This is a genomic window from Danxiaibacter flavus, from assembly GCF_041060425.1.
Taxonomy (GTDB): Bacteria; Bacteroidota; Bacteroidia; order Chitinophagales; family Chitinophagaceae; genus Danxiaibacter; species Danxiaibacter flavus.
Window position 1 is genome coordinate 127,851 of the sequence record NZ_JAULBC010000004.1, and the last position, 21,393, is coordinate 149,243.

Consider the following 21,393-nt stretch of genomic DNA (forward strand, 5'->3'; position numbering starts at 1 on the left):
GCGGTAAAAGCTCGAGGCGTGAAGATTGATGTAAAAGGCCTCGGGCTTAAGGTGCCAACTCTTACGATCTTACTTTCTTACTATCTTACGGTCTTACGGTTTTACACGTCTTCCTTGGTCTTATCTTTGTCTCATGACCACCAGGCAATCCCAAATAGAAAAATTCAAAGAGATTTATAACGGTTTAAATGAGCAGCAACGTCTTGCTGTAAATACCATTGAAGGACCGGTAATGGTAATTGCCGGACCCGGCACGGGAAAAACGCAGATACTTTCCGCGAGGATAGGAAAGATATTGCTGAATACAGATGCATTGCCGGAAAATATTCTTTGCCTTACTTATACTGATGCAGGCGTTGTAGCTATGCGGAAAAGGCTGTTGGGTTTTATTGGTCCTGATGCATACAAAGTAAACATTTACACTTTCCACGCTTTTTGTAACGATGTGATCCAGGATAATCTCTCTTTATTTGAAAAAACAGCGCTTGATCCGATTTCTGACCTGGAGCGTATAGAACTGTTTAAAGAGCTGATAGATAGTTTTCCAAAAAATCACCCGCTAAAAAGATACCGCGGTGATGTTTATTTTGAAATAAAGAACCTGCAATCCCTTTTCAGCACAATGAAAAGGGAGGGATGGACTCCCGCCTTCATTAATGAAAAAATTGACGAATACCTGGCGTCGCTCCCCACGCGCGATGAATTCGTTTACAAACGTGCATACAAGCAATTTAAAGCAGGAGATCTTAAACAGGATAAGTTGGACGAGGCAAACGAGCGCATGGAAAAATTACGTGCCGCGGTTAACGAATTTGACCGTTTCCAGCTAATGATGCGGAAATACAACCGCTATGATTTTGATGACATGATCAACTGGGTAATTAAGGCGTTCGAAGAAAACCCAACACTTTTATCCAATTACCAGGAACAATTCCTGTATATACTTGTGGACGAATACCAGGATACTAGTGGTACGCAAAACCGGTTAGTGCAACTCCTGATCAATTACTGGGATAAGCCAAACATTTTTGTGGTGGGCGACGATGACCAGAGTATTTACCGCTTCCAGGGTGCGAACGTGGAAAATATGCTGGCATTTGCAGATAGTTACAAACAGGATCTGCTCACGATAGTGCTCACAAATAACTACCGTTCTACACAGCCCATTCTGAACGTTTCAAAAACACTTATTGACCGCAACAATGAAAGACTGGTAAACCAGCTGCCCGGACTTAGCAAAGACCTTCTTTCTTCCAATAAAAATATCAATCAGCTTTTACACGCACCAATAGTCCGGGAATACGAGACGCCAAAACAGGAGATGACGGATATTACGCTCAAGGTTCTGCAATTACTGCAACAGGGTGTTACTCCGGGACGCATTGGCATTCTGTATAAAGAGAACAAATATGGCGAGGAACTGAGTCAGTATTTCAAACAAAGAAATATTGCGGTTTACAGCAAAAGAAGCCTGAACGTATTGGAAATTCCGCTGGCAAAAAAGATCATCCTGATCCTGCGCTACCTTGCAGCTGAACATGATATTCCTTACGGGGGAGACGAAATGCTGTTTGAAATACTGCATTTCAATTGGTTTAATATTCCTCCCATAGAGATAGCGAAGATCACTGTTGAAGTGTCGGATCAGCAATTTAAAAATAACCGAACCTCTTTGCGGAAAATACTGGTGGATAAAAGCAACCAGCCGCCAAAAGATCTTTTCTCGCAAGGCCTTCTGCCATCTTTGAAAAAAGCCTCTGAAGTTTTTGAACAGCTGATCGCAGATGTTCCTAATGTTACATTACAGGTTTTATTTGAACATATCATCAGAGAAGCAGGCATCATCAAATACATTATGCAAAGTGAAGAAAAACTCTGGCACTTGCATGTTCTAACCAACCTGTTTGACTTTATTAAAGAGGAAACGCGCCGCAATCCGTCTCTCACATTGCAGCAATTGGTGGATATATTCGATCTGATGGAAAAGGAAGGCCTTAGTCTGCCGCTGGTACAGGTAAGCGGAAGTGATAAAGGTGTAAACCTGTTAACGGCGCATGGCTCAAAAGGACTGGAGTTTGAGTATGTATTCTTTGCTGGTTGCAATGCGGCATTCTGGGAAAGCAAACGTAGACCAGGCGGAGGCTATTCTTTACCTGACACCATTTTTACATCTGCATCCAACCAGGATGAAGAAGAAGAAATGCGCAGGTTATTTTATGTAGCACTCACCAGGGCCGAACAACATCTATTCATTTCTTACAGCCGGTTTAGAAACGATGGCAAAGAGTTGGAACCCTCTATGTTTATTGCAGAAATACAGGAACAGCATCAACTGCCCGTGGAAAAGATCTTCCTGGATCCGGAGGTATTGGCGGAATTCCAGTTGCTGGATCTTTCTGGCGGAGATGCTCCGGAGATAGAAAAGATCGAGGAAGATTTTATAAGCCGTTTGCTTGAGAAATTTGTGATGAACGTAACTGCGCTTAACAACTATCTCAAATGTCCGCTGGAGTTTTACTTCAAAAATCTTATCCGCATACCATCGCCAAAAAATGAGGCAACAGAATTTGGCTCTTCCGTACACTATGCGTTGGAGCAATTATTCAAAAACATGCGGGAAACCGAGCAGTTCTCAGACAAAGAATCCTTTATCAGTGACTTCAAATGGTATATGCGCCGCCACCGGGAAAGTTTTACCAAAGAACAGTTTAACCGGCGCATGGAGTATGGAGAAATGGTCCTCTCCAATTATTATGACAACTATATCAACACGTGGAATAAGGTTGTCGCCATCGAACGGAATATCAAAAACGTGCACGTGAATGGCGTTCCATTAAAAGGTAAGCTGGACAAACTGGAATTTAATGGCAAAGAAGTAAATGTCGTAGATTACAAAACAGGCGACCCCGATAAAGCAAGGGAAAAATTGGTGCCGCCAAGCGAAAAAGTCCCCAACGGAGGCGATTACTGGCGCCAGGCAATCTTTTACAAAATTTTGATTGACAACTACGAAAGCAAGCAGTGGAACGTTGTGAGTACTGAATTTGATTTTGTTGAGCCCGACAAAAAGAAAGTTTACCGCAAAGCCAAAGTAGTCATCAGACCTGAAGATATAACCACAGTAAAACAGCAGATCACTACTGTTTGGCAGAAAATCCAGGACCGGGACTTTTATACCGGTTGCGGCAAAGAAGACTGCCATTGGTGCAACTTTGTAAAAAATAATGAACTTACGGTGGAGATGGAGGCGGAAGAAGAGGATGAGGCGTGAGGGTTGGGGTGTGAGGCGTAAGGTTTCAGGTGTGAGGTATCAGGTTTGAGGTTTAAGGTTTGACGTCGGGATAATTGTCTGTATGTATAATGTAGTTTATGCTTTACATCTTTTAAACCGACGATAGGGGCTGAAAGTGCAAAACCAAAGCCCAAAACCGGAGGCGGGTCTAGGCTAGAGGTTAAAAAAAGTGACAGCGTCCGGTATCAACTAAAAAAATATCGGCCAGAGACTAAGTCGCATGTCACACCCGATACCTTACACCTGATACCGGATACCGGATACCTCACGCCTTACACCCTACACCTCTCACCTCTTAGCTGACAGCTGAAAGCTAATAGCTGATAGCTCTTTTAACTTTTACCCACACCTACCATTCGCAAAAAGCCTTTATTTTGTAGCCTTTATGAAGCGATTATTTTTCTCAACTGCATTTATTCTCGTTGTTACCAGCATATTTATTAGCCTTTTAGGAGTTGGCTGCGCCGTTATTGTACCACCAGGCGGAGGTCCGAAAGATACTTTGCCTCCCGTTTTGGTTAAGGCGGTGCCTAATGATACATCCACCCATTTCAACACTAACAAGATTGTCCTGACTTTTGATGAATATGTCCAACTGGATAATAATCTGAATGACAACCTGATCGTCTCCCCTATTCCCAACACAATGCCGTTCGTTGAAAGCAAACTGCACAATGTGACCGTGAGACTTAAAGATTCTTTAGAGGCGAATACGACCTATTCTATCAATTTCGGTAAAGCGATAAAAGATGTAAATGAAGGCTTGCCGTACAAAGATTTCACTTATGTGTTTTCGACCGGCAGTCATATTGATCAGAATACATTTTCAGGAACGGTGACGCTTGCTGAAACTGGAAAAGTAGACAGCACACTGATCGTTATCTTACACAGCAATCTTTCAGATACTGCGGTCGAAAAAGTAAAACCCCGCTATTTTGCCAAACTGGATGGAAAAGGGCATTTTACTTTTCGATTCTTACCGCCGGGAAAATTCAACGCTTTTGTTTTGCCTAATGATTACACTAAAAAATATGATGATTCAACGAAATTGTTTGCATTTCTGAATGCGCCGGTCAATATAAGCGATACAGCGAGTGCAGAAAGTGTGCAGTTCTATGCATACCAGCAGGCAAAGGAAAAGCCCAAACCTGCCACAACAAGCACTTCAAATAACGGGACATCTGAAAACAAATCAAAAAAAGAAAAGGACAAGGAAAAACAGGAAGATAAAAGACTGAAAATCGCTCCCGGTGCAGCAGATCAGGGTTTGTTGGAAGATTACGAATTCAGCTTCAACCGTAAATTAAAAATATTCGACTCGACAGCAATTTTGCTTACTGATACAAATTATAAAGCAATTTCCAACTATAAAGTATCGCTGGACACAGGCAGAACCAAAGTAAGGATTAAATATACCTGGCCGGAAAACACCGAATACAAACTGATCATCACGAAAAGCGCGGCTACAGACAGCGCAGATATTGCCCTGACAAAAAATGATACACTTGCTTTCAGTACAAAAAGTGAAAGCGACTATGGAAGTATAAGACTGCGGTTTAATGATGTAGATCTTTCAAAAAATCCGGTACTGTTAATGATGAAAGGCGAGGACATTTACCAGGTAATTCCGCTTGCAACAAGAGAGTGGTATCAGAAACTGTACGAACCGGGCGATTATGAAATGCGCATTTTGTACGATGACAACAAAAATGGCGTTTGGGATCCGGGAAATTACAAGGAAAAAAAACAGCCTGAAATTGTTGAAGCCGTTAAGCGGAAATTGAATATAAAGGCTAATTGGGATAATGAGGTGGAAATTGTATTGCGAAGCTCGCAATAACAATTTTAAACGCTTCTTTTACCTGTTACACATCGTACCTTTGTTGTTTACAGCTTTCAACAGGTTGAGAGTATTTCAATATAAAATAGCTTAATGCAATTACCTTCTTCTCTTTTGGAAAATGCGGTGAACGAGTTTGCGAAGCTGCCGGGCATTGGAAAAAAAACGGCCCTGCGGCTGGTATTGCATTTACTAAAACAGGATGTTACCGATGTAACAACATTCAGTGATACTATTGCAAAAATGCGCAATGAGATTAAGTTTTGCCAGCGCTGTTTTAATGTAAGCGACGGCGACATTTGTGCCATTTGCGCCAACTCATTCAGAAATCAACGCCTTATTTGCGTGGTTGAAACAATTCGTGATGTTATAGCCATTGAAGCTACTCAACAATTCAGTGGAACATACCATGTGCTGGGCGGCGTTATTTCTCCTTTAGATGGCATAGGTCCGGATCAGTTGAATATTGAATCACTTACACACCGCATTCAACAGGAACAAACTGAAGAGATTATTTTCGCTTTAAGCCCAAACATTCAGGGCGACACAACCATCTACTACATTCAAAAAAAGATTCAGCATTTACCCTGCAGGGTTACCACGATCGCAAGAGGAATTGCTTTTGGTGGTGAACTTGAATATGCCGATGAAATGACGTTGGCACGTAGTCTTGCAAACAGGCTACCGGTGCAGCAATATGTGAAGTCGTGAGAGGGAGGCGTGAGGTTTGAGGTGGAAGGTGTGAGGCGTAAGTATTTATAAGTACGAACTACGAGGTACGAAGTACGTTAGGTGAAACAGGCTGTGTTTATGTAATCTCCAATTTGATCGAAGAAAATAAAAAAGAAAAAGCCATCCGGTGGATGGCTTTTTCTTTTTGAATCGCAACAATATTAATTTCTATTGTTGGCGAACCTTGATAATAATTTCAGTATTTCGATATAAAGCCAGATGATCGTTACCATCAGACCAAATGCTCCGTACCACTCCATGTATTTGGGTGCGCCCATGTTTGCACCTTGCTCAATCATATCAAAATCAAGAATAAGGTTTAACGCAGCAATTGCCACTACAAACAAAGACAAACCAATTCCCAACCAGCTGGAATCGTACATAAAGGGAATATTGATGTGGAACAACCTCAATACCATGGCTATCAAATAAAACAGCGCGATACCGGCTGTAGACATAAACACAACTGATTTGAATTTTTCTGTTGGCTTGATAATCCTGAAGGTGTAAAGCAGGAACATCGCAATAGCAACACCAAAGGTTAATCCAACGGCCTGAATAACCAATCCCGGATAATTTTTGGCAAACATCTCGTTGAATATTGCAGATATCGCCCCAAGGAACAGTCCTTCCAATAATCCGTAGGCAGGTGAAATATAGCCAGCCCAGGTTGGTTTAAAAATAATCGCGAAGCTTGTTATCAAACCGCCTATCAACCCAACCCACATCATAGTCATCATGGTTTGTTGCTGAAAGCTGTAATATAAGTGCCATGTATAAGCTGCGCCGGCAAGTACCATCAGCAATAAAAAGCCAAACTTGTACATTGCCCCGCGAACGGTCATTGTTCGTGAATCAGCTGTTCCTATCGTTTTGCTGAAAATCTTTTCAGACAAAGTAGGATTACCAGATTGAAATAGTGCCATAATTCATTGTTTTGAAGAGTAAAAATACAATTAAAGATAGCCAGATATTGTTAATAATTATCAGGTTAGCGGGCAATGTTGGCCGCTGTATGTATTATATACCTGATAACAGCAGCAACGGCTATCAGGTTTTGTTACGCTTTATGCCCGGATATTGATCTATTGTCCGGAAAACATAACGGCGGTTTTTTCTAAGCTCACCAATAAATTTATACAAAGAGTCTGAAGCAGCGGTAGGCGCGAACATCCTGTCGTGTGTCAGAATAACAATATGATTTCTTGTTTTCAGATGTTTGGAATCAGCGTAAGCGTCGATCATTTTTACCATTTGTTCTGCGCTTTGAACCGGAGCACTTTCTTTACCCTTAAAATTCCATTCAACATCCCAGCCAATCAGGTCGTAACCAGCGGAATCCAGCAGTCTTGCAGTCCGTAACGTATTGTGCGGGCCGGTAAGGCGTTCTCGCACGCTCCACGTGCTGTTGCCGGGTAAGCGAAGGATCTTGTAAGGAATTCTTAAGCTGTCCTGCGCACGGTAAAAATCAAACTGAGCCGCAGCAGGCGCAGCATAAAATTTTTTATAATGATTGTGCGCGTGGGAGTAACTATGGTTAACCAAAACCATTTCAGGATAGCTGTCCCTTATGGTATCGACAATATATCTCAAATGCCTGTCTGCATGCTGGCCAACCATAAAAAACGAAGCCTTTACACCCAGCTCTTTACAAATGCGGTAACAGTTCATTGTGCCGGTTTGCGGGCCATCGTCAAACGTAAGGTAAATGTACCTTGTATTGCTGTCCGGCAGATCTTCTACCATATCCTGCGGAGGCTGCGGAACGGGCTTTACATATTTGTTATCGTCCTGCTCATCTGCATCTTCATGTTCGCCTTTATCCCCGTTTACTTTAACTTCCTTTATTTTTTCTTTTTCGGGAAGATGAGCAACAGATTTTTTAATCCTTGTTTGGGTTCCAGGATTATCACAGCCAAATGAGAAAATTCCAATTTGCAACAGAACCATCCATATCAACGTCCTGCCATTCCACCCTGATTTCATCAGCATTTAAAAGTTTGTGTTTAGAATTGAGTGCGCAATTTAATCAGTATTTTTTTACCACTTTTTTCGTACAATAAACTTTAGCGAATATTTCTCTATGAGCTTAAAGCTCAAAGCCTAAAGCTTAAAACTTCTATCGGTCCAATCTTTTTGCATTACGTTCATTAAAATGTTTTGTATCGTTCAACATTAACTTATTTAAAGTTGTCTTAAAAAGATTGACAAAACACGGCTTTAGGCTTTGAACTTCAGGCTTTAAGCTTGCATTTCCTTACTACTTGCGAAAAATCAAAATTTGCCATCCATACTTATCGTAATTTTGCAGTCTTATATTAAGGTTATTTATATCTCAGAGGATTATTTAGCCCGAAAAAACGAATGAAATGGAAAGGAAAGAAGCTTTACTACAAGATGTAGTGATAAAATTTGCGGGAGATAGCGGAGACGGAATGCAGCTAACCGGCCTACAATTCACCAACAATACAGCCCTGCTTGGAATAGACCTGGCAACATTCCCGGACTTTCCGGCTGAAATCCGTGCTCCACAAGGTACTTTACCGGGCGTGAGCGGATACCAGATCCGTTTTTCTTCTGACAGGGTTTATACACCCGGCGACCTGTGTGACGTGCTTGTAGCAATGAATGCCGCCGCCTTAAAAGCAAATCTGAAAAGTCTTAAGCCGGCAGGCAAAATCATTGTAAACATTGATGGCTTTGATGCTAAAAACCTTCGCCTGGCAAATTATGCGGATGGAGTAAATCCGCTGGAAGATGGTAGCCTGGACAGTTACGAGGTGATTAAGATAGACGTGACCAAAATGACCAGGGAATCGCTTAAGGAGTTTACTGACCTTGGTATGAAAGAAAAGGACAGGGCAAAAAACATGTTTGTGCTGGGCTTTTTATACTGGATGTACAACCGTAGCCTGGATAACACCATCACCTTCCTTACGGAGAAATTTGGCAAAAAAGAAACCATACTTCAAAGCAATATTAAAGTGTTGCAAGCCGGTTTTAACTATGGCGATACAACCGAAACTTTCACTACACGCTATCGTGTTGAAAAAGCTAAGTTGCCTCCTGGTTCTTACCGCAGCATTATGGGTAATCAGTCACTTGCGTACGGCTTGATTGCCGCTTCAGAAAAAAGCGGTCTTCCGTTATTCCTGGGCACATATCCCATTACGCCTGCTTCTGATATATTGCATGAATTAAGCAAGCACAAAAACTTTGGCATAAGAACATTCCAGGCTGAAGATGAAATTGCGGGTATCACCTCTGCTATTGGCGCTGCGTATGGCGGAAGTCTTGGTGTTACTACGACTTCCGGTCCTGGTATGGCCTTAAAGGGCGAAGCGATGGGCCTGGCTGTAATGCTTGAAATTCCGTTGCTTATTGTTGATATTCAGCGCGGCGGCCCTTCAACCGGCTTGCCGACAAAAACAGAACAAAGCGACCTGTTGCAAGCGTATTACGGACGCAATGGCGAATGTCCGATGCCGGTAATTTCTGCAAGCACACCAAGCGATTGCTTTAGTGCCGTGTATGAAGCTGTGAGGATTGCTGTACAACACATGACGCCGGTAATTTTTCTTAGCGATGGTTATATTGCGAATGGTGCCGAGCCATGGAAATTTCCTCAAAGCAGCGACCTGGCTCCTATTGAAGTAAAATTCAAGACAGAACTTGGTTTTGACGAAGAGAAGTTTATGCCTTACCTGCGTGATGAAAAGCTGGTACGTCCATGGGCCGTTCCCGGAACACCTGGCTTGGAGCACCGCATTGGTGGTATAGAAAAACAAAACATCACCGGTAACGTTAGCTACGATCCGGAGAATCACCAGTTAATGGTAAAAATAAGGCAGGAAAAAGTTGACAAAATCGCTGACTATATTCCTGAACAAAAGCTTGATAGCGGAGCTGAAAAAGGCAAAGTACTCGTATTGGGCTGGGGAAGTACTTACGGCGCCATTAAAAGTGCTGCAATGGAGTTACAGGAAGAAGGATATGCTGTAAGCCATGCACACTTACGCTATATAAGACCTTTCCCCAAAAACCTTGGCGACATACTCAGGAATTTTGACCACGTGCTTATTCCTGAGATCAACAATGGCCAGCTTGTTAAGATCATACGCGATCAATATTTGATTGATGCGAAAGGATACAACAAAATAATGGGTATCCCTATCACAAAAACAGAGTTGGTAACAGAAATAAAGAAATACTTCACTGAATAAAATAAAGCCGCAATGATCTTGCGGCTTTTCTTTTTGTACTTTTTTACACGCTTATTGCATCCCACAAAAAACAAAAAAGAAGAGGTGGCTTTTCATCCCCCAATGAAATCAACCATGCCTCTTCCAAGATTGACAAATATTGACCGGAAATTCCGGTCGCGTTATGTATTGACAACAGAACAGCGATTCTTGTTGCACTTTGATCGTGATTTTTTTGTTAACGGCACAGCAAAATAAAAACAATGCGATGTAAATAAGGTTCGGAAAGCAGCAGAAAAAAAATGTCAGAAACCGCACTGGCCGGGAGTTACACAAATAATTTGTTTCCGAATAAGAGCAGGATGTATACGCTTTATGACGCTTGTTTTCACAAAAGGTTTAATGAGATAAAATAAAAAGGGGTGGCTCATCCCTATGGAAGAACCAACCCCTTTTCCCCGATTAACATATTATTTATGCAATATGGTTGTTTCCAGTTTTGCTGATTGACCAACACCTACTGAAATATTATTGATAGTTGTGTCTGTATAACCGTTAGAACCATTCACAAATAAAGTATAGCTACCTTCCTGTAAACCGTGTATGCTAAAACGTCCTTCGCGGTCAGGCAGCGCATAAACTGTATCTGCATTGTTCCATGCACTTATTACTGAGTAGGCTTCACGCGGCTGAACCCGGCCTTCAATAGCGCCTGTTTTTACCCTGGTAAAGCAGTGAATAACCGGTATTAAATGAAATTCATTATTGCGTACTTGCACAATTGATCTCGCTATGTCAAAATCAAGCCACAGTCTTTTCTTTTTAGGCTCGAACTCATCCCATTCATGACCTTTAAGAACAATAGTTATAGAAGCATTTGCCGCAACATTTATAGGATATGTTATGCTATCTTTCACAAGACTGTTATTTGTTCCCAATGTAATCCTGATCTTTTTTACAGAACCAATTGAAATGTTGCCTTGCGCCATCAGCGTATCTACACCATTTCTCAGCGTAAGCAGGTCATATACACCCGCCTTAACATTCAGGTCTTCCCATACAGCACAAGAACCATTTCCTGAGTTATCATCCCATCCATGGCCATCACCGTTGTCACCGCCATGATCGTCACTGCCTGAATCTGATTTATCGCAGGTATCAACCAATGCCTGCACCGATCTTATGTCTATAAATACGTTATCAAAAAAACCAGGACCATCAGTCATATAAAGACTTACATTCTGTTTATTGGCAGGCACATCAGAAGAAGAAGACTGATCATTTTTGGTACATGATACAACAATTAAAGATGTTGCAATTACACCAAGCAATAGAAAGCCATACAGGCGTTTTGTTTTCATCATAAGAAAAAAATTAGTGTAGATGTGCGACCTATAGCTTTCTGTTAGTTGTATAAATTTTCGTTTTTATCTGGCAACCATATATAACGCAGCCGGGCTTTTGCCGGTTGCCTGGCAACCTTTTGATTTTTGCAGCGGATTATTAAGACACAGATTTTTTAATTTCTGCGTGCTGAGATATTTACAACTCTTGTACCAAAGAAAATCGAACGAAAAAGGATTTTTTTTATTATGCTGTAAGTAATTTTTAATGAGCAACAATTGAACAGATTAAAATAAAGATGGAGGGCTCATTACATTTAAAACTTCATTTAGCTTCTTTGTGCGTTCAATATTGGGCAAAAAAAATCAGCGCCCGCAGAAGCAGAACGCTGATCAAAATTTTATTGAACTACCATTACACTAAAACCAGTTCTTCCTCATGTTCTTCAGGCATGTCATCCAAATCAAGAACAATTTCAGAAAAATGATATTTAAGACAATCAAGGAAATTTTGGATCGCTATGTTATGCTTACACGTAGCTGCATACCAGGTGCGCTTTGCAACTTCACGGGGTAACGGACGTGCCACTATGTTGCGGCTTTGTAAGTAAGGTTTTATAATCCAGTTAGCCAGCACACTTACCCCCAGGTTTGAACTAACCATTTCAATAATGGCATCTGTATAATGTATACGATGAAGATTCTTGAGTTTTACCTGTTGCATTTGGATCATCCGTTCTATAACAGGAACATTCCCGGAGTTGGGATCAACAAATGATAAAAACAGTTCCTCATCTTCAAAGTCTTTTATCTCTATCATTTTCTTGTGGGCTAACGGATGTTCTTTTGACATGATCACCATTAACTGATCTTCGAAAATCGGTTCGTAATGAATATTGGGATTATCAATTTTTGTTTTTACAATGCCAACATCCAGATCTCCGCTCAATAAAAATTCAAGTGGCTTATGCGTTGCATTTGAGTGAATATTGATGTTTATATCAGGACACTTCGCCTTGTAATATTTAATAATGCAGGGAAGCCAGTGATATGCGGTGTAACACTGTGTGGTGATATTTAACGTTCCTATTTTTCCTTTCTTAAAATTCACAATATCCCTCTCCAACAATCTTATTTCTGATAATATCTTTTCAGCGCTTTCTAAAAATCTGCCACCTTCTTCGGTAAGCTGAAGTCGTTTTCCCTTGCGGGTAAAAACTGGCGTATTTAATTCTCTTTCAAGCTCTTTCAACTGGTGACTCAACGCAGATTGAGTTAAATGCAAGGCCTCCGCTGCGTTGGTTAGCGTTCCAGCTTTAACGGCGGTTTCAACGAGCCGGAAATGGTGTAATCCAATATTCATCATGAATGATATTAATGAGTTTGATAAAATTAATTCATTTTATTCATAATTAGGTTAAGTGTAGATTTGCACAGTAACTTTTAGGAAAACACTTACTATTACCCCGGGTATATTTTTCGTGCGTTTAAACTCGAACAGCAAAACAGTAATTTCTCCCGATGTTTAAAAAATTTTTTTTCTATTCTCTGTTGTTATTTGCAGCTGGTTTAAAAACAACTGTTGTCTGCAGCCAACAAGCATTAAGCTTAAAAGAAGCAATCGATATTGCTGTAAAGAATTACGGTACAATCAGAGCTAAATCGAATTATGTAAAGGCTTCAGAACAATCTGTGATCCAAAGTCAAAAGGAATATTTGCCTGACCTCAATGTTTCCTTTCAACAGGATTATGGAACCGTTAACGGACAAACAGGCCCGTCTTACGGATACCGTGGCTTAAGTGTTGCATCTTCCGGACCTTCACTTGCTTCACAAAACTGGAACTCTGCCTTTGGCGCGCTTTACCTCGCAAACGTTAACTGGGATTTTTTCGCTTTTGGCAAGGCCAAAGAAAAGATCAAAGTTGCCCAAACTGTTTTGGCCAGAGATGTGAATGACCTGGGCCAGGAAAAGTTTCAGCATACTATCCGCGTTTCTGCGGCATATTTAACTGTGTTGGCGGCGCATCAGGTTAGCAGATCCCAGCAAAATAATCTTGACCGTGCAACTGCTTTAAGAAATGTGGTTGTTGCCAGGGTCAAGAATGGTCTTAACGCTGGTGTAGATTCATCACTGGCCAATGCAGAAGTGTCCAATGCTAAAATATCCCTGACAAGAGCCAAAGACTATGAGCAGGAACAAATGAACCAACTTGCTCAGTTAATGGGCGTTCCTGCTACAGATTTTTTGCTTGACACTTTGTATGTTACTCAAATTCCACCAGGTATTCTTGATACCACACAAGGCGATCAACAGAATCATCCTTTGTTGAAATTTTACCGCGAGCGGATCAATCTTAGCAACGAACAGGCTAAATACTACAACACTTTCAAATATCCAACCTTCTCTGTTTTTGGCGTAATGCAAGGCAAAGGTTCAGGATTTGATTACGACTATGGCGCCTTAAACAAAGGCGGCTTTACACACAGCTATTTTGATGGCGTTAACCCAACCAGGAGCAACTACATACTGGGCGTTGGTATGATCTGGAACCTTACAAGTCCGCTGCGTGTTAACAGGCAGGTAGAAGCACTTAAATATACTTCCAAAGGTTTGCAGGATGAATATGACCAGGTCAATCAGAACCTCCACAATCAACTGGAGCTCTCAGATGTAAAGATCAAAAACGCACTAAGCAACTACCGTGAAGCACCCATCCAGGTAAAATCAGCAGCTGATGCATACCTGCAAAAAAGTGTACTGTACAAAAACGGCCTGAGCAATATAGTGGATGTAACACAGGCTCTTTACGGACTTAACCGTGCAGAAACAGATCGCGACATTGCATTTGCAAATGTCTGGCAGGCACTGTTATTAAAAGCCGCAGCAAGCGGCGATTTCAGCACTGTACTCAACGGCCTGCGATAATAAAACAGCTCACTAATTATATATATTTCCAGATAGATCCCTGCTGTTATTTCAGTTACAACAGAACACCATTATACAACATGAAAAACATCATTAGCAGTCATAAGCCTGTTACATTAAACAACCCTTTTTATAAGGGTGCGGAGGAGGCCGTTATATTATGGGATTAATTAAAAGCGCATTACGAAAACCTATTACCATTCTTGTACTTGTAGCGGGTTTATTCTTTTTTGGAATCAACGCAATACGGAATATTAAGATCGACATCTTCCCGGACCTGAACTTACCGGTTATTTACATGTCGCATCCATACGGAGGTTTTACTCCCAACCAGATGGAAGCTTATTTTGGCAAGCAATATGTAAACCTGTTGCTTTACGTATCTGGTGTAAAAAGCATCGAAACTAAAAACATTCAGGGCCTTTCGTTACTGAAGCTTACATTCTATGAAGGCACCAATATGGCTCAGGCAGCCGCGGAAGTATCCGCATTTAGTAATCGTGCACAAGCCATATTTCCACCTGGCTCGCAGCCGCCATTTATCATTCGTTTTGATGCGTCTACACTTCCTGTAGGGCAATTGGTATTAAGCAGTAACATCCGCTCAAATAATGAATTGATGGATATGGCCAACGTGTATGTCCGTTCATCCTTCACATCCATTCCTGGCCTTATTGCTCCGGCACCATTTGGAGGAAACACCCGTACCGTGGTAATCAAGGCTGATCCTACCTTATTGCGTTCGCACAACATGACGCCTGATCAGCTGGTTGAAGCTATCCGTCTCAACAACCAGGCTACACCATCCGGGAATGTGCGTATTGGGGATTTAAACTATATCACACCGACAAACACAAGCATTAAAGAGATCAAAGACTTTGAAAATATTCCGCTGTTCAAAGGTGGCGTTCAGAATCTAACACTGAAAGATGTAGCTACGGTTGAAGATGGCGCTGACATTACCAGCAGCTATGCACTGGTGAACGGTAAAAGATCTATCTACTTACCCATTACAAAATCTGCCGACGCATCTACCTGGGAAGTTGTGCAGAACCTGAAAAAAGCAATTCCTAAATTTCAAAGCATCTTACCGGAAGATGTTAAACTCTCCTACGAGTTTGACCAATCAGTATACGTGATCAACGCTGTAAAAAGTCTGTTGACAGAAGGCGCCATCGGTGCTGTTCTTACTGGATTAATGGTATTACTTTTCCTTGGAGATACAAGAGGCGCATTGATCGTAATTCTCACGATACCTACATCAATTATTTCAGGCGTACTTTTCTTATCGCTGTTCCATCAAACCATCAATATCATGACCTTGAGCGGCCTTTCGCTTGCGATAGGTATATTAGTGGATGAATCGACGGTAACGATAGAGAACATACACCAGCACCTTGATATGGGCAAGCCAAAATCACTGGCAATATGGGATGCATGTAAGGAGATCGCCTTCCCCAAATTGCTGATCCTTTTCTGTATCCTGGCTGTATTTGCGCCTGCCTTCACCATGAAGGGCATTCCGGGAGCACTCTTCCTTCCGCTGGCCCTGGCTATTGCATTTTCAATGATCACATCTTACCTGCTGGCGCAGACATTTGTGCCCATTATGGCTAACTGGATCATGAAGGGACACAGCAAGAAGAAATATGCCAGTGATGAAGAAGAATATAAAGATTCTGAAATCGGACAGCTTCCACCCGAACTGGACACCTGGGATCAGAAGAAAATACTTACCGAACATGAACATCCTGACAGCAAAGGAAAGATTAGCCTGTTTGAAAGATTCCGCAGCAGGTTTATGCGATTCATTAATCGTATGTTACCTTACCGTAAACCGATAACAATTGCATATATACTGGTGGCTTGCGGCGCTGCATTCTTGCTGTTGAACAGCATTGGCCGAGATGTATTACCGAAAACAAATTCAGGACAATTCCAGGTCAGGCTTCGCGCTCCCGATGGAACAAGACTTGAAAGAACGGAAATGAAAGTTGTTAAGGCATTGGACTTGTTGAATGAAATAGTTGGCAAAGAAAATATTTCTATTACTTCTGCTTTTGTGGGAGCGCATCCTGGCCAGTTCTCCACCAGTCCGATCTACCTGTTCATGAGTGGAACGCAGGAAGCAGTATTACAGGTTGCATTAAAAGAAGACTATAAAGTAAACCTGGATGACCTGAAAGAAAAGTTCAGGAATAAAATGCAGGAAGCAATACCTGATATGAAGGTTTCCTTTGAGCCGATTGAGCTAACGGATAAAATATTAAGCCAGGGATCACCCACTCCTATCGAAGTTAAGATAAGCGGCAAAAACAAGAAGCTTAATGAAGAGTATGCTTATAAGGTGATTGATAAATTAAAACAGATCAGTTACCTGCGGGATGTACAGTTAGGACAGCCAATTAAATATCCGGCAATTAATGTGGATATAGACAGAACGAGAGCTGCGCAATTGGGTGTTGATGTGTCCGATGTTTCGCGGTCACTTATCGCGTCAACATCATCATCACGTTTTACTGAAAAGAACGTGTGGCTGGATCAAAAGGTAGGATTGAGCTATAGTGTGCAGGTGGAAGTTCCGGAAAACCAGATGAACAGTATTGAAGAGATGAATGAGATCCCCGTGTCTAAAAACGCAGCAAGACCGGTATTGGGCGATGTTGCATCCGTACACATGGACACCACTTATGGCGAAAACGACAATATAGGTGCGCTGCCTGTACTGTCAGTTACAGCCAATCTGCACAAAACGGACTTGGGAACGGCTGCGAAAGATGTGCAAAAGGCCATTAATTCAATAGGCACTTTGCCGCGCGGTTTAAGCATAGATGTAAAAGGTCTTACGCAGATACTTACGGAAACGCTGGATAGTCTTCAATCAGGATTATTGACAGCTATTATAGTAATCTTTTTAATGTTGGCGGCTAATTTCCAATCATTTAAAGTATCACTTGTGGTATTGTCAACAGTACCTGCAGTTTTAGTCGGATCTTTGCTGTTGCTGAAATTGACAGGCTCTACATTGAACCTGCAGTCATACATGGGAATGATCATGTCTGTGGGTGTATCGATAGCCAACTCGGTGCTGTTGATCACCAATGCAGAACACCTGAGAATGCACAATGGAAATGCACTTGAATCGGCACGTGAATCTGCAGCTTTACGTTTGCGTCCGATCCTGATGACGAGCGTGGCGATGGTAGTGGGTATGATACCGATGGCGAGCGGACTAGGTGAAGGTGGCGACCAGGCTGCGCCGCTGGGCCGCGCCGTAATCGGCGGACTTATTGCATCTACCTTTGCAGCATTGCTTATGTTGCCGTTGATATTTGCATGGGTACAGGGCAAAGCTTCAACAGAATCGGTATCACTTGATCCGGAAGATAAAGAGAGCAAACATTATATTCCATCACTCTACGAGAAGTGAGTTATAAGTTTTACGTGATACGTTATACGTACGAGCAACACAACAACAAGGCTTCGCGTATAACTTAAAACGTAAAACGTAAGACTTACAACGTAAAACGTAGAACGTATAACTTAAAACGTATAACTTATATCGCTGACAATGAAAACACATTACAATAAAAGAGCTCTTGCAACATTATTCATCGGTACGGCATTTACAACTGCCGTGCTTTCCGGCTGTTCATCCTCAGCAGGAAAAACCGAGGCAGAAAATGCAAAGCCAAAAGAAGAAGCCCCTGCAATAGAATCATTCCCGTTACAAAAAGGAACACTTTCTTCAAATCTTAAAGTACCGGGAGAGTTAATCGCTTTTCAGCAGGTTGACTTGTACGCAAAAGTGAGCAGCTTTGTGCAAAAACTATATGTGGACGTTGGTTCACAGGTTGCAACCGGTCAACTACTGGCGGTGATGGAAGCTCCGGAAATCACCTCTCAGTTGGCGGGAGCTGAATCAAGACTAAAAGCGCAGGAAGCAATCTATCTTGCCAGCAAGGCCAACTACGACCGTTTATATGAAACCAGCCAGACACCGGGAACCATTTCTCAAAATGATCTTGACCAGGCGATGGCCAAAAAGAATGCTGACTATGCACAACTGGAGGCTGCGAAGGCTACCTACAAAGAAATAGCACAAACAAGAAATTATCTTGAAATACGCGCGCCATTTAGCGGCGTTATAAGCGCGCGTAATGTAAATACAGGCGCCTATGTAGGACCGGCAGGAAAAGGCTCGGAATTGCCCATGTTTACGCTTCAGCAGCAAACCAAATTGCGTCTCGTGGTATCTGTGCCGGAAGCATATACCGGATTTTTGAAGAATCAGCACGATGTGTCCTTTAGCGTAAAGGCTTTGCCAAATGAAAAGTTCCACGCCAAAGTAAACAGGCTGGCGGGAGCCCTGGATACCCGCCTGCGCTCCGAAAGGGTTGAAATGGATGTTATGAACGACAACAAAAGGCTGCTGCCGGGAATGGTTGCGGAAGTAAATGTTCCTCTACCAGCAAACGACAGCAGCTTTATTGTTCCTAAATCAGCGGTAGTTAACTCCACCGAAAAAATATTTGTGGTAAAAGTTGCAGACAACAAAGCGCAATGGATTGATGTGAAGAAAGGCCGTGAGGCAGACGGAAAAGTGGAAGTATTTGGCGCGCTAACACCCGGTGATCAGATTATTAAAACTGCCACAGATGAAATCAGAGACGGCTCTGAATTGAAAAACGTAAAGTTGGTAGAACAAGCAGACAGCACAAAGCCGAAGGCGAAGGCTTAGGCGGTTTTAAGCTTAAAGCCCAAAGCCTAAAGCTTAAAACTGGATTACTGTCGCGAATAAGACAACGAGACTCACTTGTAAGTATTAATCCAAATAAAAAATATTCTTTATAAAACCGAGCCAAAAGGAGCCTGATTATCAGGTTTTAGGCTTTGAGCTTTAGGCTTTAAGCTTTCTTCCTAAAAAAAATTAAAAGAATATTTTGTTGAATCAAACCCGCCCCTTACTTTTGCACCCCCTCTACAACAGTAAGGGCCCCGGGAAGTAGCGCAGGCCGGTAGCGCACCTGGTTTGGGACCAGGGGGTCGCAGGTTCGAATCCTGTCTTCCCGACTTTTAAAGCCCCTGATAAAGAATCTTTTATCAGGGGCTTTTTGCTTTTATAGAGTGTCACACTCCTTGTGAACCTGAATTATGGACCAAGCCGAAAAGTTTCAGAAAAGATAATTTCCTTAAATATTGAAGAGGCAACTCAGTTCCCGAACAATACTTCCGTCAGATTCCAATATGAGCTCAATATTATTTCAAAGAAAATTTATGTCTGGCAACCCTTAAAAGTGGAATATGAACTTACCGCCTGGAAAAATCAATCATACCTGTTATTGAGTAAACGGTACTTTGGGGAGAAGAACACAGGGAGATTTTGGAAAAGCAATACAGCCTGACTAAGAGATGTATGGATTGATTCATCAACCTTGTTAGAAAAATATGCGCAACTTAAAACTGAACTAAATCTCATAATTATTGGCCTGATCCATAAAATCTTTCTCTTTTATGAAGTGCAATTTTGCATTGTCAATAATGACAGTAAAACGTAAAAAATAAAAAATGAAACGTACAGCAAAAGCACATTGGTCAGGTAGTATAAAAGAAGGCAAGGGCGAATTAACTACGCAAAGCGAAATTTTAAACCACACAAATTACAGTTTTAAAACTCGTTTCACAGGTGAAGAAAAAGGTACAAATCCTGAAGAACTATTAGCAGCAGCACATGCCGGATGTTTTACAATGGCAGTCAGCTTTGCATTAACGGGAAAAGGATTGGATCCAACGTCATTGGATACTGAAGCTACTGTATCAATGGATGGTGCAGGGATTACAGGTGTACATCTTTCTATCACGGGAAATGTACCAGGCATTAGTGCCGAGGAATTTGAAGCAGTTACAAAGGAAGCCGAAAAGAACTGTTTAATTTCCAAAGTATTGGCTCTGCCCATCAGTTCAGAAGCGCATCTTGTATCCTGATCACAGGATCAGATCAATACTTTTTCCAACAGGAAGTTTACAACATTGCCTCATTCAACATTTTGCTACATTTGGCATAGTGTTGAATGAGGATTGCGCATTCAGTTAAAAGCATATTGAGATAAATGGTTATTGACTATAAAAAATTTGATTTGTTTGGAAAGCAATTCCTGCAAAAAATAGTATTGACACCTCCTTTCGAATATACCTTTCCCGAAGCAGAACAAGCCTGCTTTCTATATATGTTAGGTGGCGAGATGCAATATCAGTCTGGAGATCATCAAATAGATATTCCTACACATCAGGCATTATTGCTAAACTGCATCAACTCAGGGAAACAAATACATGAAACAAGTGCTAAGGGCAAGGGTGAAGTTGTGATCGTTACTTTTCATCCGGATATACTAAAGAAAGTTTATGAAAGAGAATTGCCTTTGGTTTTTCAGCCGAGCAATAAAGTGACCAATCAGTCAAGCGGAAAAATAAATAATGATTTTTTAATTCAAAAATATATTGAAGGTCTACTCTTTTATTTTGAAAACCCTTCTTTGGTAAATGATGAAATTTTGATTTTAAAATTAAAAGAAATCATCCTTTTGTTAGCTCAGACACAAGATGCTGAAACCATACAAGTGATATTATCCCAACTTTTTTCACCAACTATTTATACATTCAAACAAATTGTAGAAGCAAACCTTTTTCTGCAAATAAATATTGACGAACTGGCACAAAAAACCAACTTAAGCGTTTCTTCCTTTAAAAGAGAGTTTAAAAAATTATATGATGATTCCCCGGCCAATTATATTAAAAACAAAAGGCTGGAAAAAGCTACCGAACTGCTTGCGATTTCTAATGAACGCATAACCGATATTGCCTTTGAATGCGGATTTAACGACCTCGCCAATTTCACCAAAAGCTTTCATGATAAATATAAAATTACTCCCACCAATTACCGCTTAAGGCTTAAAAAATAAGTACTAGTATACAGATTGAGATGTTTGTGCTGTACTTGAACCAAATTACCAAATCATTGATCTGATTTATAAAACAGTCCTGTTTTTTGCGTTGCAA

General features: G+C 41.4%; 13 protein-coding genes and 1 tRNA gene. 10 read left to right on the forward strand and 4 right to left on the reverse strand.

Annotated elements, in window-relative coordinates; all coding sequences use genetic code 11:
- The first annotated feature begins 133 nt into the window (after positions 1-133).
- The 3 genes from QTN47_RS13295 (at position 134) to recR (ending at position 5,843) form a co-directional block, all read left to right on the forward strand.
- A complete protein-coding gene (locus QTN47_RS13295) occupies positions 134-3,271 on the forward strand; it encodes an ATP-dependent helicase (RefSeq protein WP_369329877.1) in 3,138 nt (1,045 codons plus the stop codon).
- Positions 3,272-3,677: 406 nt separating this feature from the next.
- Complete coding sequence (locus QTN47_RS13300; RefSeq protein WP_369329878.1) at positions 3,678-5,132, forward strand: Ig-like domain-containing domain; 1,455 nt, start codon at positions 3,678-3,680, stop codon at positions 5,130-5,132.
- Between the two features lie 93 nt (positions 5,133-5,225).
- The gene (recR, locus tag QTN47_RS13305) at positions 5,226-5,843 is read left to right on the forward strand and encodes a recombination mediator RecR (protein ID WP_369329879.1); all 618 of its coding nucleotides are present in this window, start codon (positions 5,226-5,228) and stop codon (positions 5,841-5,843) included.
- 182 nt (positions 5,844-6,025) lie between these two features.
- Here the strand turns inward: recR and QTN47_RS13310 are convergent, their stop codons facing one another.
- Positions 6,026-6,790, reverse strand: a complete 765-nt coding sequence (locus QTN47_RS13310) for a Bax inhibitor-1/YccA family protein (RefSeq protein ID WP_369329880.1) — start codon at positions 6,788-6,790, stop codon at positions 6,026-6,028.
- 124 nt (positions 6,791-6,914) lie between these two features.
- On the reverse strand, positions 6,915-7,850 hold the full coding sequence (locus tag QTN47_RS13315; protein ID WP_369329881.1) for a polysaccharide deacetylase family protein: 936 nt from the start codon (positions 7,848-7,850) through the stop codon (positions 6,915-6,917).
- Positions 7,851-8,233: 383 nt separating this feature from the next.
- Between QTN47_RS13315 and QTN47_RS13320 the strand changes: the two genes are divergently transcribed.
- A complete protein-coding gene (locus QTN47_RS13320; protein ID WP_369329882.1) occupies positions 8,234-10,087 on the forward strand; it encodes a 2-oxoacid:acceptor oxidoreductase subunit alpha in 1,854 nt (617 codons plus the stop codon).
- A 449-nt stretch (positions 10,088-10,536) separates the two neighbouring features.
- Here the strand turns inward: QTN47_RS13320 and QTN47_RS13325 are convergent, their stop codons facing one another.
- Both QTN47_RS13325 and QTN47_RS13330 read right to left on the reverse strand, forming a co-directional pair.
- Positions 10,537-11,430 (reverse strand): DUF4382 domain-containing protein, encoded by an 894-nt coding sequence (locus QTN47_RS13325; protein WP_369329883.1) that lies wholly within the window; start codon positions 11,428-11,430, stop codon positions 10,537-10,539.
- A gap of 394 nt (positions 11,431-11,824) precedes the next feature.
- Complete coding sequence (locus QTN47_RS13330) at positions 11,825-12,775, reverse strand: LysR family transcriptional regulator (protein ID WP_369329884.1); 951 nt, start codon at positions 12,773-12,775, stop codon at positions 11,825-11,827.
- A gap of 155 nt (positions 12,776-12,930) precedes the next feature.
- On the opposite strand from QTN47_RS13330, the gene QTN47_RS13335 reads away from it, so the two are divergent.
- The 6 genes from QTN47_RS13335 (at position 12,931) to QTN47_RS13360 (ending at position 21,296) form a co-directional block, all read left to right on the forward strand.
- On the forward strand, positions 12,931-14,337 hold the full coding sequence (locus QTN47_RS13335) for a TolC family protein (protein ID WP_369329885.1): 1,407 nt from the start codon (positions 12,931-12,933) through the stop codon (positions 14,335-14,337).
- A gap of 160 nt (positions 14,338-14,497) precedes the next feature.
- Positions 14,498-17,767, forward strand: a complete 3,270-nt coding sequence (locus QTN47_RS13340; protein WP_369329886.1) for an efflux RND transporter permease subunit — start codon at positions 14,498-14,500, stop codon at positions 17,765-17,767.
- A 141-nt stretch (positions 17,768-17,908) separates the two neighbouring features.
- Complete coding sequence (locus QTN47_RS13345) at positions 17,909-19,078, forward strand: efflux RND transporter periplasmic adaptor subunit (RefSeq protein WP_369329887.1); 1,170 nt, start codon at positions 17,909-17,911, stop codon at positions 19,076-19,078.
- 258 nt (positions 19,079-19,336) lie between these two features.
- A tRNA-Pro gene (locus QTN47_RS13350) sits at positions 19,337-19,410 on the forward strand.
- Positions 19,411-19,905: 495 nt separating this feature from the next.
- A complete protein-coding gene (locus tag QTN47_RS13355; RefSeq protein WP_369329888.1) occupies positions 19,906-20,322 on the forward strand; it encodes an OsmC family peroxiredoxin in 417 nt (138 codons plus the stop codon).
- Between the two features lie 125 nt (positions 20,323-20,447).
- The gene (locus QTN47_RS13360; protein ID WP_369329889.1) at positions 20,448-21,296 is read left to right on the forward strand and encodes a helix-turn-helix domain-containing protein; all 849 of its coding nucleotides are present in this window, start codon (positions 20,448-20,450) and stop codon (positions 21,294-21,296) included.
- Positions 21,297-21,393: the final 97 nt, after the last annotated feature.